General features: G+C 76.3%; 13 protein-coding genes. 2 read left to right on the top strand and 11 right to left on the bottom strand.

Features of this window, described 5'->3' with window-relative positions; genetic code table 11:
- Positions 1–61 precede the first annotated feature (61 nt).
- On the top strand, positions 62–454 hold the full coding sequence (locus tag P3H78_RS01415) for an FHA domain-containing protein (protein ID WP_276106848.1): 393 nt from the start codon (positions 62–64) through the stop codon (positions 452–454).
- A gap of 65 nt (positions 455–519) precedes the next feature.
- Here P3H78_RS01415 and P3H78_RS01410 read toward each other — a convergent pair whose 3' ends face one another.
- The 4 genes from P3H78_RS01410 to proP form a co-directional block, all read right to left on the bottom strand.
- The gene (locus P3H78_RS01410) at positions 520–1,191 is read right to left on the bottom strand and encodes an O-methyltransferase (RefSeq protein ID WP_276106847.1); all 672 of its coding nucleotides are present in this window, start codon (positions 1,189–1,191) and stop codon (positions 520–522) included.
- 215 nt (positions 1,192–1,406) lie between these two features.
- Positions 1,407–2,108 carry a DUF2330 domain-containing protein gene (locus P3H78_RS01405; RefSeq protein ID WP_369015695.1) on the bottom strand — a complete coding sequence of 234 codons (702 nt, stop codon included), beginning with the start codon at positions 2,106–2,108 and terminating at the stop codon, positions 1,407–1,409.
- Positions 2,063–2,548 (bottom strand): DUF2330 domain-containing protein, encoded by a 486-nt coding sequence (locus P3H78_RS33355; RefSeq protein WP_369015694.1) that lies wholly within the window; start codon positions 2,546–2,548, stop codon positions 2,063–2,065. The genes P3H78_RS01405 and P3H78_RS33355 overlap by 46 nt, the downstream gene beginning before the upstream one ends.
- A 99-nt stretch (positions 2,549–2,647) precedes the next feature.
- Positions 2,648–4,030 carry a glycine betaine/L-proline transporter ProP gene (gene proP / locus P3H78_RS01400; protein ID WP_276106846.1) on the bottom strand — a complete coding sequence of 461 codons (1,383 nt, stop codon included), beginning with the start codon at positions 4,028–4,030 and terminating at the stop codon, positions 2,648–2,650.
- 479 nt (positions 4,031–4,509) lie between these two features.
- Here proP and P3H78_RS01395 point away from each other — a divergent pair, with 479 nt between their 5' ends.
- Positions 4,510–6,555: a bifunctional glycosyltransferase 87/phosphatase PAP2 family protein gene (locus tag P3H78_RS01395; RefSeq protein WP_276106845.1), complete on the top strand. Its 2,046-nt coding sequence runs from the start codon at positions 4,510–4,512 to the stop codon at positions 6,553–6,555.
- Positions 6,556–6,606: 51 nt separating this feature from the next.
- Here the strand turns inward: P3H78_RS01395 and P3H78_RS01390 are convergent, their stop codons facing one another.
- The 7 genes from P3H78_RS01390 to P3H78_RS01360 form a co-directional block, all read right to left on the bottom strand.
- Positions 6,607–8,229, bottom strand: a complete 1,623-nt coding sequence (locus P3H78_RS01390; RefSeq protein ID WP_438827887.1) for a DUF8823 domain-containing protein — start codon at positions 8,227–8,229, stop codon at positions 6,607–6,609.
- 292 nt (positions 8,230–8,521) lie between these two features.
- On the bottom strand, positions 8,522–9,265 hold the full coding sequence (locus tag P3H78_RS01385) for a YoaK family protein (RefSeq protein WP_276106844.1): 744 nt from the start codon (positions 9,263–9,265) through the stop codon (positions 8,522–8,524).
- A gap of 146 nt (positions 9,266–9,411) precedes the next feature.
- Positions 9,412–9,831 carry an aggregation-promoting factor C-terminal-like domain-containing protein gene (locus tag P3H78_RS01380; RefSeq protein ID WP_276106843.1) on the bottom strand — a complete coding sequence of 140 codons (420 nt, stop codon included), beginning with the start codon at positions 9,829–9,831 and terminating at the stop codon, positions 9,412–9,414.
- A gap of 335 nt (positions 9,832–10,166) precedes the next feature.
- Entirely contained in the window at positions 10,167–10,994 is an 828-nt protein-coding gene (locus P3H78_RS01375) for an ECF transporter S component (protein ID WP_276106842.1), read from the bottom strand.
- Positions 10,991–12,781, bottom strand: a complete 1,791-nt coding sequence (locus P3H78_RS01370) for an ABC transporter ATP-binding protein (protein WP_276106840.1) — start codon at positions 12,779–12,781, stop codon at positions 10,991–10,993. The genes P3H78_RS01375 and P3H78_RS01370 overlap by 4 nt, the downstream gene beginning before the upstream one ends.
- Entirely contained in the window at positions 12,778–13,926 is a 1,149-nt protein-coding gene (locus P3H78_RS01365; protein WP_276107318.1) for a CbiQ family ECF transporter T component, read from the bottom strand. The genes P3H78_RS01370 and P3H78_RS01365 overlap by 4 nt, the downstream gene beginning before the upstream one ends.
- Before the next feature lie 322 nt (positions 13,927–14,248).
- A complete protein-coding gene (locus P3H78_RS01360) occupies positions 14,249–14,839 on the bottom strand; it encodes an SCO2322 family protein (RefSeq protein ID WP_276107317.1) in 591 nt (196 codons plus the stop codon).
- Between the last annotated feature and the right edge of the window lie 59 nt (positions 14,840–14,898).

Below are 14,898 nucleotides of genomic sequence, written 5' to 3'. Positions count from 1 at the left end.
GGCATTGGCGCAGCCGAGCACGAGGCAGCGGCTCGGGCGCCCCGAACCACGAGGAGCGCACGTGCTCGAACTCACCATGGCCACCGTCTCGGGGACCGACGCGGGTGCCACGGCGGGCATGCTCATGGCCGACGCGCCCAGCGAACCGGGTGCCGTGCTGCGGGTGGGCCGGGACCGGGCGGTGTGCCGGCTGGTGACACCCGAGGACTGGCTGTTCGTCTCCCGGGTGCATCTGGAGTTCCAGTGCGGGGCGGACGGCACCTGGCAGGTCACCTGGCTGCGCGGCTCCCAGCCGGACCCGTCCTCCGAGGTCAGGATGGTCGTCGGCGAGTACGCCCAGCCGCTCGTCTACGGCGGCGCCGCCCCGCTGCCCCGGGGCGGCGCCGGCGAGATCGTGGTCCAGGACCGCACCGGCCCCCGCAGCGTCAACGTGGGCTTCTTCCACGAGGTCTGACGCCGGGGAGCCCGGGTCCGCCCCGGGGAGCCCTGCCGCGGCACGCGGGCTGCCCGGGGCGCGGGCTAGCCCAGCACGCGGGCCAGTGCGAAGCCGTCGTGGCCCTTGCTGCCCACCGTCTGGACGGCCGTGCCCTCCAGCCTCGGGTGCTCGGCGATCAGCTGGAGGGCGGCCCGGGTGCCGCGCACGCTCGGGTCGGCGCTGTCCGGGTCGACGACACCTCCCTCGCGCACCACGTTGTCCACGACGATGAGGCTGCCGGCACTGGTCAGCTTCAGCGCCCACTCCACGTAGTGCGCGTTGTTGGCCTTGTCGGCGTCGATGAAGACCAGGTCGAAGGGTGGCGGGTTCTCGTCGGCGAGCTTGGGCAGGGACTCCAGGGCCGGGCCCACCCGCACCTCGGTGATCCGCTCCAGCCCGGCCCGCGCGAGGTTGCGGCGGGCGACGTCCGCGTGGTGGGCGTCGAACTCCAGGGTGACCAGGCGCCCGTCCTCGGGAAGGGCGCGGGCGAGCCAGATGGTGCTGTACCCGCCGAGCGTGCCGATCTCCAGGACGGTGCGGGCGCCCTGGATCCGGGCCAGGAGCTGCAGGAGCTTGCCCTGGTTCGGCGCGACGTTGATGTGGGGCAGGCCCTCGGCGTCGCTGTCGCGCAGCGCGGCCTGCAGCGCGTCGTCCTCGGGGGAGAGCAGCGTGCTGAAGTAGGAATCGACGTCGTCCCAGAGCTGCGAGTCGCTCATGCACCAACCCTTTCGTATGTCGAGTGCCCCGACGGGCAGCGTTCGCCCCGTCGCGGCGCCGGCACGCTCCCCCGAGCTCTTCGAGCAGGGGGCACCCGCACGCACCGGGCGCCGCCCCCTGACGGGCGAACGGTGCCTGCCGGGGCGCTAGTTAGAGTGTCTAACTAGCTGCGCTAACGAATATAGCCGGGTGGCGGCGGGGATGTCAGCGTTTTTCAGCCGATCGGCGGAGGTGTCCGCACCGGTGGCGGAGCCGGCACCGGGCGCCGGGACCGGCGCACCGCGAGAAGCGCTCCGGCGGCCGTGGCCAGGGCGAGGCCGCCCCCGGCCGTCAGCAGCCATGCGGGGACGCCGCCCACCTCCAGGAGCCGGTCGCTGTAGATCACCTGCCGGTACCCCGCGTCGGTGCCCGCGCGGCGCAGCCGGTGGTCGCCGGAGATCCGGGACGGCACGGGGAACTCCTGGCCGACGGCGGTGAGGTACGAGGTGCCCCCGGCGGTCAGCCGCCCGAGCGGGCCGCCGGTGCGGGCGAGCCGTCCGGCGAAGCCGACCCGCCAGGGGGCGCCGCCGATCGTGGACGCCGGTTCCATGCGGTGGGCGGCCAGCAGGTAGAGCGAGAGCGACTGCGGGGTGCGCGCCAGCCGGGACAGCCGCATCGGGTACACCGGGGCGTCGGCGGCGAAGGTGAGGTGCAGCGGGTCCAGGGTGCCGTCCAGGGCGGCGGACGCGCCGGGGCCGCCGGGCGTCAGCCGGACCGCCACGTACTCCCAGCGGCGGTCGACGTAGGGCCGGAGTGCTCTCCCGAGCCGGGCCGGCAGGGCGAAGCCGTGGCCGTGCAGCCAGCCGGCCAGGGCGCCGGGGTCGGTCGCCGTCAGCCGGGCCACGTCGAACGGGCCGAGCCGTCGCCGCTCGACCACCCCGACGCCGGGCCGGCCGCGGCGCCCGGGGCGGCCGCGCCGTCGCCGTGGCCGAAGGGCCCCTCCCCGTCCCGCGGCCAGAAGTGGTAGCGGATCCGGTGGGCGGGGGCGGTCGCGGCGCCGAGCGCGTCGAAGAGCGCGGGGTCGCCCAGCCGCACGGTCGCGCGGTGCGGCACCGGCATGATCCACGCGGCCCGGCCGGCGTCGCCGGTCACGGTCAGCCGCATCACGATCTGCTCCTGCCGGCCGTCCCAGCGGACCGCGGACACCTCGCGGCCCACCGCGATCCGCCGGCCGTGCTCCGGCACCATCGCGCCGCAGCCGCACGCGTACGCGGGCGCCACGAGGGAGCCCAGCTGGATGCCGAGCAGGGCCAGGGCGAGCGCCAGCACGCGCACCCGTGCGCCCGCCGCCCCCGTCCGCCGCAGCAATCCGACCATGCCGACGCCCCCCGTCCCGTCACCGCAGGGGAACAGACGGTGGGACGGAGGGCGTGGTTCCCGCCGGTGCGGCCCCGGGGGACCGCACCGGGCCGTGGGTCAGCGGCGGGCGTCCTCGCGGCGCTCGACGGCCGGGCCGGAGCCGGGCAGCGGGCGGCCGGCCGACTCGGCCATGAACCACACCGCCGCACCGCCGATCACGGAGGCCGCCATCATGTAGTAGGCGGGCATCATCATGTTGCCGGTGGCGCCGATCAGCGCCGTGACCACCAGCGGGGTGGTGCCTCCGAACAGGGACACCGACACGTTGAACCCGATCGACAGGGAGCCGTAGCGGACCCGGGTCGGGAACAGCGCCGGCAGCGCGGCCGGCATGGCCGCCGTGAAGCAGACCAGCAGCAGACCCAGGGCGCCCATGCCCAGCGCGACGGCCAGCAGGCTGCCCTGGCGGATCAGCAGCAGCGCCGGGACCGAGAGGACGAGGAAGCCCGCGCAGCCGACCCCGATCATCGGGCGGAGGCCGATCCGGTCGCTCAGCATGCCCGCGAACGGCTGGACGATCATCATCAGGACCATCACGCCGAGCACCACCAGCAGACCGTGCGTCTCGTCGTACTTGAGCTCGCTGGTCAGGTAGCTCGGCATGTACGACAGCAGCATGTAGTCCGTGACGTTGTAGATCAGCACCAGGGCCATGCACAGCGCGAGCGCCTTCCACTGGCCGGAGACCATCTCGCGCAGCGCCACCTTCGGGCGGTTCGTCTCCGCCTTCTCGACCTCGGCCGCGAACGCCGGGGTCTCCTCCAGGCGCATCCGCAGGTACAGGCCGATGATGCCCATCGGGCCGGCGATCAGGAAGGGGATCCGCCAGCCCCACGAGACCAGGTCGTGGGTGGACAGCAGCGCCGTCATCAGGGTCACCAGGCCGGCGCCGCCGACGTAGCCGGCGAGCGTGCCGAACTCCAGCCAGCTGCCGAGGAAGCCGCGCTTCTTGTCCGGGGCGTACTCGGCGATGAAGGTGGTCGCGCCGGCGTACTCGCCGCCGGTGGAGAAGCCCTGCACCAGACGCGCCAGCAGCAGGAGCACGGGGGCGCCCACGCCGATCGTCGCGTAGGACGGGATCAGTCCGATCGCGAAGGTGCCGACCGCCATCATGATCATGGTGACGGCCAGGACCTTCTGGCGGCCGATGCGGTCGCCGAGCGGCCCGAAGACCATGCCGCCGATGGGGCGGACCACGAAGGCCGCGGCGAAGGCGCCGAAGGTGGAGAGCAGCTGCGCCGTCGGGTTGCCGGACGGGAAGAAGACCTTGCCCAGGGTCACCGCGATGTAGCTGTAGACACCGAAGTCGAACCATTCCATCGCGTTGCCGAGCGCCGCCGCCCGCACGGCGCGCTTCACGAGGGCCGGGTCGGTGGCGGTGGCATCGCGGTGCCTGGAGACGGACAGGGACGGGGGTGCAGCGACTGTGGCAGCCGACAAGGCTTCGCTCGCCTACCTCTCGACGGGGACAGGGACGCGGCCTGCGCGACGGCGCTGACGGGCGGGCCGAGAACGACCTGCACGCGGCAGGTCGAAAAACGACCATACGGGGGATTGCACCCCTTACGTACCGTGTGCCCCTCGTTGCATGCCGCATCCAAGTGCCCCCTGGCCTGGGACTTCTGCCCAGTTCCGCGGACACAGTCCTGTGCATGCCTGTGATCCTTGTCGCGTCCCGCAGCGGGAACCGCGCCGGCCGTCCCCCGCGAAACCGCCCGACCTGCGCCGTCCCGGCCGCGCGACGTGCAGACGCCGCCGGGCGGCCCCCGCTCGTCGCGCGGGTCGCCTGCGGACGGACGTCAGGTGAAGAGGGGGTTGCCTGCGTCCCTTCCTGGAGGTGGTGCGAGCCTCATAGGGTTCGCGGGGGAGACCCTGCGCCGGGGAGGCGCGGGTCGCATGGGGCGGGAGGCCTACGGGGCGTGGCGAATGCGGAGCACAGCGGGCGGGCGACGGGGATGCCCGCGGCCACCGGCACCATCAGGGACCGGCTGCGCGCGGCCCGGCTGGCACTGTGGCTCGTCGCCGCGGCGCTCGCCGCCCGGCAGGCGGCGGCCGTCCTGTCCACCCCGAAAGGGGAGCGGCTGACGGACCTGGAGACCTGGGTCGGCCCGCGCGGCGTCCTGCACGTGACGGGATCGCTGTACGACTCGACGCGGTTCACCGGCACCCCCTTCGCCGGCCTGGTGCTCAAGCCGCTCACCGCGAGCGCCGAACAAACCCTCGGCTGGGGCTGGACCTTCGGCACCCTCCTGCTCGTCGCCGCGCTCGGCCTGGTCGCCGCCCGCGCCCTGCCGCAGCCGGCCGGCCGGCGCACCGCGCTGCTCGCCGCGCCCGTCGCCGTCAGCCTGCTCATGCTGTCGCTGCCGGTGCGCAACACCTTCTGGCTGGGGCAGACCAGCGTCATCCCGGTCCTGCTCGTGCTCCTCGGCTGCTTCGTGGTGCGCGGGCAGCGCGCCTGCGGCGTCCTCATCGGACTGGCCGCCGCCCTCCAGCCCACCCTGCTGCTCTTCGCGGCACTGCTGTGGTGCACCGAGCGCCGCCGCGCCGTCCCCGCGGCCGGCCTCACCTTCGCCCTGTGCACCGCGCTCGCCTGGGCCGCGATGCCGCACGACTCCGCCGCCTACTGGATCCACCACCTGGCGGGCGCGGGCCTCGGCGGCCGCGCCGACGGGCTCGCCAACCAGTCGCTGCACGGCGCCCTGCTGCGCCTCGGGCTGACCGGCCCCCTGGAGATCGGCCTGTTCCTCGCGCTCGGCACCGCCGTCGCCGCCCTCGGGCTGCGCCGGGCCGTGCGCTACGCCCGCGACGGCCAGCTCCTGCTCGCGGTCGCCGTCACCGGCTGCGCCGCGATCGCCGTGTCGCCCACCGCCTGGCAGCACCAGCTGCTGTGGGTGCTGCTCGCCGCGGTCGGCCGGGTCGGCCGGCGCGCCGCCGACCGGTACGTCTGGCCGGTGGCCGTCGTTCTGGTCATGACCCTGCCGGGCAGGATGCTGCTGCCCAACTCCCCGGTCATGGGGCCCCTGCGCGACGACGTCGTCCTGCTCGCCGCCCTCGCCGCGGCCACCTTCGTGCCCTTCCTGTCCCGGACGTCGCCGTACTACCGCGCTCCCGTCCCCACCCGGTACGCGGCCCCGGTGCCCGCCCGCCTCCGGCACGTGCCGCTCGTCCCGCACCTGCGCCGGGTCCTCACCCGCCCGAACCTGCTGCTGGAACTGCTCCTCATCCGGGTCACCTACGCCGCCTACTCCTCGGTGCGCCAGAACGTCGCCGGCGACCGGGCCACCGCCGAGGCGCACGGCCACCGGATCCACTCCCTCGAACAGGCCCTGTCCCTGGACGTGGAGCACTGGGTCAACCACACGGTGGTCCACCTGCCGTGGCTGGACCGCTTCCTCAGCTTCTACTACGAGAGCTTCCACTTCGTGGTGCCGCTGACGCTCCTGGCCGTCCTCTACGTCCGGCGGCCGGTGGACTACCGCTGGGCCCGGACCGCCCTGGGCTTCGCCACCCTGCTCGGCCTGCTGGGCTTCTGGCTCTACCCGCTCGCCCCGCCCCGCCTCATGCCGGGCCTCGGCTTCATCGACACGGTGCACGGCGTCCAGGACTTCGCCCGGCCCGACTACGGCGCGATGACCGCGCTGACCAACCAGTACGCCGCGATGCCCTCGCTCCACTTCGGCTGGTCGCTGTGGTGCGGTGTCGTCATCGCGGTCGTGGCGCCCACGTGGTGGTTGAAGGCGCTGGGCCTGCTGCACCCGCTCTTCACGGTCTCCGCGATCGTGGCGACCGCGAACCACTGGGTGCTGGACGCGGTCGGCGGCGCGGCGGTCGTCACGGCCGGCTTCGCGCTGGCCTACCTGCTGTCGGGGCCGCGGGCGGCGGACACCGGTGCCGCACCGGCCGCGGACCAGGACGGGGACGGCACCGCGGTCCCGGGGGCCCGGCCGGTGGTCGCGCAGGAGTAGCCGGGTTCCAGGGGCGGAAGGACAGACCCCGGCCTTCCGGTCCTGTGGGCGTCAGCAGCGCCGGTGCCAGGGCAGGCGGTAGCGCGAGGACAGGCGGTACTCGCCGGCCGCGGGCACGTCCAGCCGGGTCCACCGCCCCGCCGGGGCGAGGCAGCCCCGGTCCGGCCACAGCCACGGCGAGTAGGCGATCCGTACGGTCACCGGCCCCGGACGCGTCACGCGGACGACCAGCCCGGCGTCGTCGAAGCGGACGACGGACGCCGGCGCCGAGACCAGCGGGACGGCGTCCCGCACCCGGTACACCCGCCAGTGGGCGTCGCCCCAGACCGGCTCCAGCCAGGCCGGACCGCCGCGCACGAAGGCCGCCTCCCGCTCCGCGGGCCCGTCGGGCCGGCCGTCGTGCAGGACCACGAACCCGACGGCCGCGTCGTCCAGCCAGGCCCGGTAGGCGGCGGGGGAGAAGGAGCCGTCGTAGAAGAGCCGGCCGCGCTCGACGTCGAGCTGCCGGTTCCAGCCCCGCGCCGCGTTCACGTGCGGGGCGAGACCGCTGGCCTCGCGGTGGTCGCGGGCCGGCACCACCTCCACCCGGGTCCGGTCGGCGCCCAGCCGGTGCAGGGCGGCCACGACCCCCTCCGTGTCGGCCGCCCACGCCGGCACCGTGGTCGAGACGCGCAGGTCGTCCGCGGTCTTCTGGGCCACCCAGTTCACCGACAGGGCGAGCGCCACGACCAGGGCGGCGCGCCGCGGCCGGGACGGCCCCGGTGCCATGGCCGCGGCGAGCAGGACGGCCGGCGCCATCAGCTCCGCGAGCCGCTCGACGTTGGTGCCGACCGGCGACGGGACCAGGTACGTGAGGACGACCCCGGCCGCGTAGACGGCCGACCCCAGCCGCAGCACCCGCCACCGGCGCGGCGCCAGCACGAGGACGGCGAGGCCGAACAGGGCGGGCGGCCAGATCCGGCCCGCGAACATGGGCTGTTCGCCCCGGAAGGGGAACAGCAGGGTCGTCAGCCCGACGACCACGACGGGGGGAAGCGCGAGGGCCGCGGCCCTGCCGTACTGCCGGCTCAGCAGGCAGCCGGCGGCCGCGACCAGGAGGAACAGCCCCGCCACCGGGCTCGCCGTCGTGGCCAGCGTGCTCAGCACCGCCGCGGCGGCCGGCCGGTCGCGCCGCTCGCCGGCGGCGGCCAGACAGGCGGCGAGGCCGAAGGCCACCCCGAGGGCGAAGGTGGTGCGGCCGGAGGCGACGTCGCACCACAGGGCGGCCGACGCCAGGAGGGCCGGCCACAGGGGCCGTCCGATCCGGGTGCGCTCCAGGAGCCGGGCCGCGCACCAGGTGGAGGCGAGCCCCGACACGACGGTGACCGCCCGCACCCCGAACCAGGCCATCAGCGGCGGCGACAGCAGGCTGTAGTTGGCGGTGTGCATCCCGCCGTACCAGAAGAGGTTGTACGCGGAGGAGGGGTGCCGGGCGGCGAACCCGGCCCAGGCGTCCTGCGCCGCCAGGTCGCCGCCGCCGGTGGCCAGCACGGCGGTCCACAGCACGTACAGCGGCACGACGGCGGCGGTGGCCACGAGCGGCACCCGGCACCGCCCCCACCAGCCCCACGATCTCCCCGCCCGCTCCCCGGCCGCCGTCCCGGCACCCCCGACCACGAGCCGCACAGAAGCCACGGTCCCCGCCTCCCCCGTTCTCCCCTCGACGCGACAGCACACTTTTCCACACGGCGGGGCGGGGGAGGGGCGGGGTGGCCGGGCCCGACGGGCGGCGGCGTCCCCCGGAGCCTCAGCGGTCCCGGAGCACCCCGTCGTGGGCCGCCGCGAGGCAGGACACGAGCTCGGCGTCCGACGCCGGCCGGCACGTCGTACAACCCCGTTGGCAGCCGGCCGGGTTCATCGCAGCACCATGGCCTGCGCCCCCCGGCCCGCCGCGGAGTCCGCCCGCAGCCGCGTCCGGTGGGCGCCCTCACTCACGCCCCGACGTCGCCACCGCCAGGACGGCCGCGGCCGTCGCGGCGATGAGGAGGGGGGTGGCCAGGTCGCGGTGGAGGACGAGCCAGGCGCCGAGCAGGGCGCCCGCCGCCATCGCGGCCACGGCGGCCGTGCGGCGGGGGGAGCGGTGGCCGGTGCCGCCGCCCGCGCGGGAGTCGGAGGCGAGGCCGGTCAGGGTCATGGTCAGCACGGTCGTGGTCAGGTCGGGCACGCCCAGGCGGCGGACGGTGGCGTTGCGCAGGCCCATCGCGAAGGCGGTGAGCGCGATCAGCGCGTACGTCGTGCCGCGTGCGTCCGGTACGGCGAGGGCGACCGCCGCGGAGGCGCCGACCAGGGCCGCCTCCGCGGCCAGGGTGACCCGGGCCCACCGGCGGCGCGAGCCCGTGCCGAAGCGGACCGCGACCCGGCCGCCCGTCGCGGCGCCGGCCAGGAAGGACGCCAGGGAGGTGGCGGTGTGCGGCACGGAGAAGCCGGGGGCGCCGGCGGCGGCGAAGCCGAGGACCACGACGTTGCCGGTCATGTTGGCGGTGAAGACGTGACCGAGCCCGAGGTAACTGACCGCGTCGATCAGCCCGCTGACCACGGTCAGGCCCAACAGCACCGCCACCAGGCGCAGTCCGCGCGTCTCGGGGTCGGTCGGCCGGGCGTCCGCCTGCGCGTCCGGCCGGGGGTCCGGCTGCGGGTCCGGGGGCGGGTCCGGGGGCGGCTCCGCTGGCATGGCATCAGCAAAGCAGAACGGCCGGTGCGGGACCGGGGGGCTCGCCGCGTCCGCGAGCGGTCACCGGACACGGCGAAGGCGGCGACCCCGGGGATCGGGGGCCGCCGCCTCCATGACTGCCGTGAGGTGGCTCAAACCGGGGCCGGTCAGTACCAGCCGTTGGCCTGCCAGAAGTTCCAGGCGCCGACCGGGCTGCCGTAGCGGGACTTCATGTAGTCCAGGCCCCACTTGATCTGCGTCCGGGCGTTCGTCCTCCAGTCCGCGCCGGCCGAGGCCATCTTCGAGCCGGGCAGGGCCTGGACCAGGCCGTAGGCGCCGGAGGAGGAGTTGGTGGCGGAGACGTTCCAGCCGCTCTCCCGCTCGACGATGTGGCTGAACGCGTTGTACTGCGCGGCGTCCGGGATCATCTTGTGCGCGATCGTCTGCGCCTGGGCGGCCGAGGGGGTGGCGTCGGCGGCGTGGGCGGGGGCGGAGGCCAGGGCCAGGCCGGCGGTGGCGGCGGCCACGGCGGCGGTGGTGAGGGCCTTCTTCGGGGAGGCGATGCGGCGGATGACGGAGACGGTCACGAAGCACCTCTTGCGTCGGGGACAGGGAGTCGCCCGCGGTCCCGGCCACGCTGTGCGCGGCGGTCGACCGCTCGGTGCGACGGCCCGTGGGGCTCGTCGGCGCCCGGCGACGTCGACCAGAGAAGCAGCCGGGAAATCCGTCCGCAAACACCCCTTTTACTAGTGGTGGTCGCATCCGGGGCGAACGTCGCCCTCGTGGCCCGGCTCTCCCTGCCCAGGTCAGCACCCCTGGCGGCGCGAGCCTGCCGGCCCGAAGAGGCTACGATCCGGCTTCGTAGGTGAGCGGCGTCACGTGGGGCGCCTCACCGGCGCCGTCGCGGAGCGCGTCCGGCGCCTCACCGAGCGGGTGCGTCGAAGGCGACCGGTGCCTCGAACGCGGCCCGCCGGGTGGCCCGGCGCAGCGCCTTCAGGACCGCCGGTCCCAGCACCGCGGTCAGTACGACCGTGACCACGGCCCGGCCCAGGTCCCAGCCCAGCGACGTGGCCACGCAGTAGGCGGCGAAGCGGGCCAGGTTGGCGGGGACCGCCGCATGCGGGTCGAAGGCGATGGAGGAGGCCAGCGCGCCCATGAAGGGCCAGCCCGCGAGATTCATGATCGTGCCGTACGCGAACGCGGCCAGGAACCCGTACAGGGCCAGCAGCGCGAGCTCCCACCGGCCGCGCAGGCGGTCCGGGCCCGGCAGGAGCCCGGCGCCCATGGTGAACCACCCCATGGCCAGCATCTGGAACGGCATCCACGGCCCCACCCCGCCCGTGAGCAGGGCGGAGGCGAACATCGTGACCGACCCCAGCACGAAGCCGAAGCCCGGACCGAGGACCCGTCCGCTCAGCACCATCAGGAAGAACATCGGCTCGATCCCGGCCGTGCCGGCCCCGATCGGGCGCAGCGCCGCCCCGGTCGCCGCCAGCACGCCGAGCATGGCCACCGCCTTCGGGCCCAGCCCGGACTCGGAGATCGTGGCGGCGACCACGGCGACGAGGAGCACCAGCAGGCCCGCGAACAGCCACGGCGCGTCCTGTGCGTGCGCGCTCAGCTGCGAGCCGGGAGGTGCCAGGAAGGGCCAGCCGAAACCGGCCACGCCGACCGCCCCGACCAGGACGAGCGCGGCCAGCGAGCGCGGGCCGAGGCGGACCGCCCGCACCCTGCGCGGTCCGGCGCTCATCGCAGGGCCTCCCGCACCTGGGCCGCGGTGAGCCACGGCTGCGGGGCCAGCACCTTGGCCACCTGCGGCGCGAACGAGGGGGAGGAGACCACCACGTCCGCGGTCGGCCCGTCCGCGATCACCTCGCCCTCGGCCAGCAGCACCACCCGGTGGGCCAGTTCGGCGGCCAGCTCCACGTCGTGCGTGGCCAGCACGATGGCGTGCCCCTCGGCGGCCAGGGCCCGCAGCAGGGCGACCAGGCGGGCCTTCGCCGCGTAGTCCAGGCCGCGGGTCGGCTCGTCGAGGAGCAGCAGCGGCGGGCGGGCGGTGAGCACCAGGGCCAGGGCGAGCGTGAGCCGCTGCCCCTCGGACAGGTCGCGCGGGTGGACCTCGTCGGCGATGCCGGGCAGCAGCTCCGAGACCAGCGCACGGCAGGTGCCCGCCGGGGCCCCGGCGTCATGGTCGGCGGCGGCGCACTCGGCGGCGACCGTGTCGGCGTAGAGCAGGTCGCGCGGCTCCTGGGGGACCAGGCCGACCCGGCGCACGAGGTCGCGCGGCGGGGTGCGGTGCGGGGTGGCGCCGCCGACCCGCACCTGTCCGGCGGACGGCTCGACCAGCCCGACGAGGGCCCCGAGGAGGGTGGACTTCCCGGCGCCGTTGCGGCCCATCAGCGCGATCGTCTCGCCGGGCGCGACGGTCAGGCCGACGTCCCGGAGGGCGTCGATCCGGCCCCGCCGCACGGCGAGCGACCGCACCTCGGCGACGGCGGTGGTGGTGGTGCCGTCACCGGGGGCGGCGGCACGTCCCGCGCCGGGGAGCGGCGCCGGACGCCGGAACAGGCGCCGGAACCCGGACCCCGCCGCCTGTGCCGGTGCCTGCCGGGGCCGGGACTCCTGGCCCGGGGTCCTTGGGGAGCGGGCCTCCCGTGCGGGGGCCCCCGTCGGGGCGGGAGGCCCGGACGGGACGGCGGGCGCCGGGGCGGGCGGGGTGCGGTCGGCGAGGCGGCTCCGCAGGGGGGCCGCGCGGCGCCGGGCGTCGCGCACCGTCAGCGGCAGCGGGTCCCAGCCCGCCAGCCGCCCGAGGTCCACCACCGGCGGGTACACCGGCGAGACGGCCATCACCTCCGCCGGGCTGCCGAGCACCGGGGCGGCGCCCGCCGCGGGCAGCAGGACGACCCGGTCGGCGTACTGGACGACGCGTTCCAGCCGGTGTTCGGCCATGAGGACCGTGGTGCCCAGGTCGTGCACCAGCCGCTGGACCACGGCGAGGACCTCCTCGGCGGCGGCCGGGTCCAGCGCCGACGTCGGTTCGTCGAGGACGAGGACCCGCGGGTGCGGGGTGAGCACCGAGCCGATCGCGACCCGCTGCTGCTGGCCCCCGGAGAGGGCGGCGAGGGAGCGGTCCCGCAGCCCGGCCAGGCCCAGCAGGTCCAGTGTCTCCTCCACCCGGCGCCGCATGACGTCCGGGGGGAGCCCCAGCGACTCCATGCCGTAAACCAGTTCGTCCTCGACCGTGTCCGTCACGAAGTGGGACAGCGGGTCCTGCCCGACGGTGCCGACGACGTCGGCGAGTTCGCGGGGCTTGTGCGTACGGGTGTCGCGGTCCGCCACCGTGACCCGGCCGCGCAGGGTGCCGCCGGTGAAGTGCGGCACGAGACCGCTGACCGCGCCGAGGACGGTGGACTTGCCGACCCCGGACGGGCCGGCGAGCAGCACCAGTTCGCCCTCCGGCACCTCGAAGTCGATCCCCTGGACGGTGGGTTCGGCGGCTCCGTCGTACGTCACGGAGACGTCCTCGAAGCGGATCACGACGACTCCTCGGCGGTGGTGGTGGCGGTGGGGACAGGGGCGGGCGCGGGGCCGGGGACGGCGGGTGCTTCCGGGCGGTGGGACTCCGGGCGCCGTGGCGGCTCCGGGCGGCGCGGCGCGGGCGGCGGGGCCGGTGCGGCGAACGCCGGCAGCAGCCCGAGCAGCACGGCGGCCGCCGGCCACAGCGGCAGCGCCGGCGCGGCGAGCGGCACCACGCCCGGGTGCAGCGCGCCGGGATCGCGGGCCGCGGCGAGCGACAGCAGGCCCGCGACGGCCCCGCCGGACCCGGCGACCAGGCACGAGCGGAGGTTCCAGGTGTCGGGGCGGTAGCGGGTGCGGGGGGAGCGGCGGCCGCCCAGCCACAGTCCGGCCAGTGCGGCGGCGAGCCCGACGCCGAGCACCGGAAGGCCGTACGTGCCGCCCTCGGCGGTGAGCAGCCCGTACGTGCCCGCGCATACGCCGAGCAGGCCGCCGAGGGTGAGCACGGCGGTCGTGCGGCGCACCGCGGGCGGCACCTCGGCCGTCCGGCCGTAGCCCCGCGCGTCCATCGCGGCGGCCAGCGCGACCGAGCGTTCCAGGGCGCCCTCCAGCACCGGGAGCCCGACGTGCAGCAGGCCCCGGACCCCGCGGTCGGGCCGGCCGCGCAGGCGGCGTGCGGCCCGCAGCCGGCGGACGTCGGCGACGAGGTGGGGGGCGAAGGTGAGCGCGACGACGACGGCCACACCGGTCTCGTAGAGGGCTCCCGGCAGGGACTTCAGCAGGCGGGCGGGCGAGGCGAGGGCGTTGGCGGCGCCCACGCAGACCAGCAGCGTCGCCAGCTTGAGTCCGTCGTACAGCGCGAACACCAGCGCCTCGGCGGTCACCGCGCCCCCCAGCCGGATGCCCTGCGCCCAGTGCGGCAGGGGGATCTCCGGGAGGGTGACCAGCACGTGCGTGCCGGGGATGGGGGAGCCGAGCAGGGTGGCGAAGACGAGGCGGACGACCAGGACCGCCAGGGCGAGTTTGACGAAGGCCGTGTACGAGCGCGCGCCCGGGTTCTCCGGACGGCAGGTCACCACGACGTAGCCGGAGACGGCGAGGAGGAGGGCGAGCAGCAGCGGGTTGGTGGTGCGGGTGGCGGCGGTCCCGAGGGCGAGCGACCACAGCCACCAGGCCCCCGGGTGGACCGCCGTCCTGGGGACGGCCCGCGCCGGCCCGACGGGGCCCGCAGCGGTCCCGACGCGCGCGCCGGCGGCGACGGCGGCCTCCCGCCGCGCCCCGAGGAGGCGCACGCCGCGCGGTGCGGCGTCGCGTGCGCGGGCGCCGGGTCCGCCCGCGCCGGGCGGTTCCGCCCCGGGTCCGCCCGCTCCGCTCCCGTCCGCGGCGCGACGGGCCGTCCCCGTCCGGGCCGTCCCCGTCCGGGCCGTGCCCGTTCCCTCCGGGCCCGTTCCGGTCGGGTCCTTGGGGCCCCGGGCGGGAGGCGGGGTGTCAGACATGGCGGCGGCGTCGGGCCTGCCAGACCGCCGCGGCGGCCAGGACGGCCACGCCCGCGGCGCCCGCGAGGAGCCCCACCGAGGGGCCGCCGTCCCGGGCGGTGCCGTGGGCCGGGGCCGCGCTCCGCGCGGGCTTCCCTCCGGCGCTCACCTGCTCGCCGCAGCCCTGCTGCGGGTATCCGGAGATCGCGCAGAGCAGGGCGTTGGTGTCGTAGCGCAGGGGCTTGGCGACGGCGGCCAGCGCCTGCGCGGTCGTCGCGTCGGACGGCACCCGCGCGCAGGCCGTGCGCCCGGCCGGCGGTGTCTCGCCGGACGGGGCGTCGGCCTGCGTGCCGAAGTCCAGGACGAGAGCCACCCGTTTGCTGCCGGGCCGCGCCGGGGTCCCCCCGCAGATCGCCGCGAAGGCGGCCGTGCCGCGCGGCCGGGTCGCGTCCGCCGAGTCGGCGCTCACCGCGAAGCGGAAGCCCTCGACGTCGCCGTCGGACGGCTGCGCGGTCGACGGGCCCTGCGTGGCGTACGTCCAGTGGCCGCCGTCCCGGTCCCAGAACGACCAGTAGCGGTAGCCGGTGGCCTGCGCCCGGCCCATGCCCGCCGAGAGCAGGAACGCGGCCAGGAGCAGGGAGGACAGGGCGCGGACCCGGCGGG

This window comes from Streptomyces tropicalis (assembly GCF_029269835.1).
Lineage (GTDB): Bacteria > Actinomycetota > Actinomycetes > Streptomycetales > Streptomycetaceae > Streptomyces > Streptomyces tropicalis.
The sequence above is the reverse complement of the archived record's forward strand: the minus strand, read 5'-3'. Positions and strand labels throughout refer to the sequence as shown.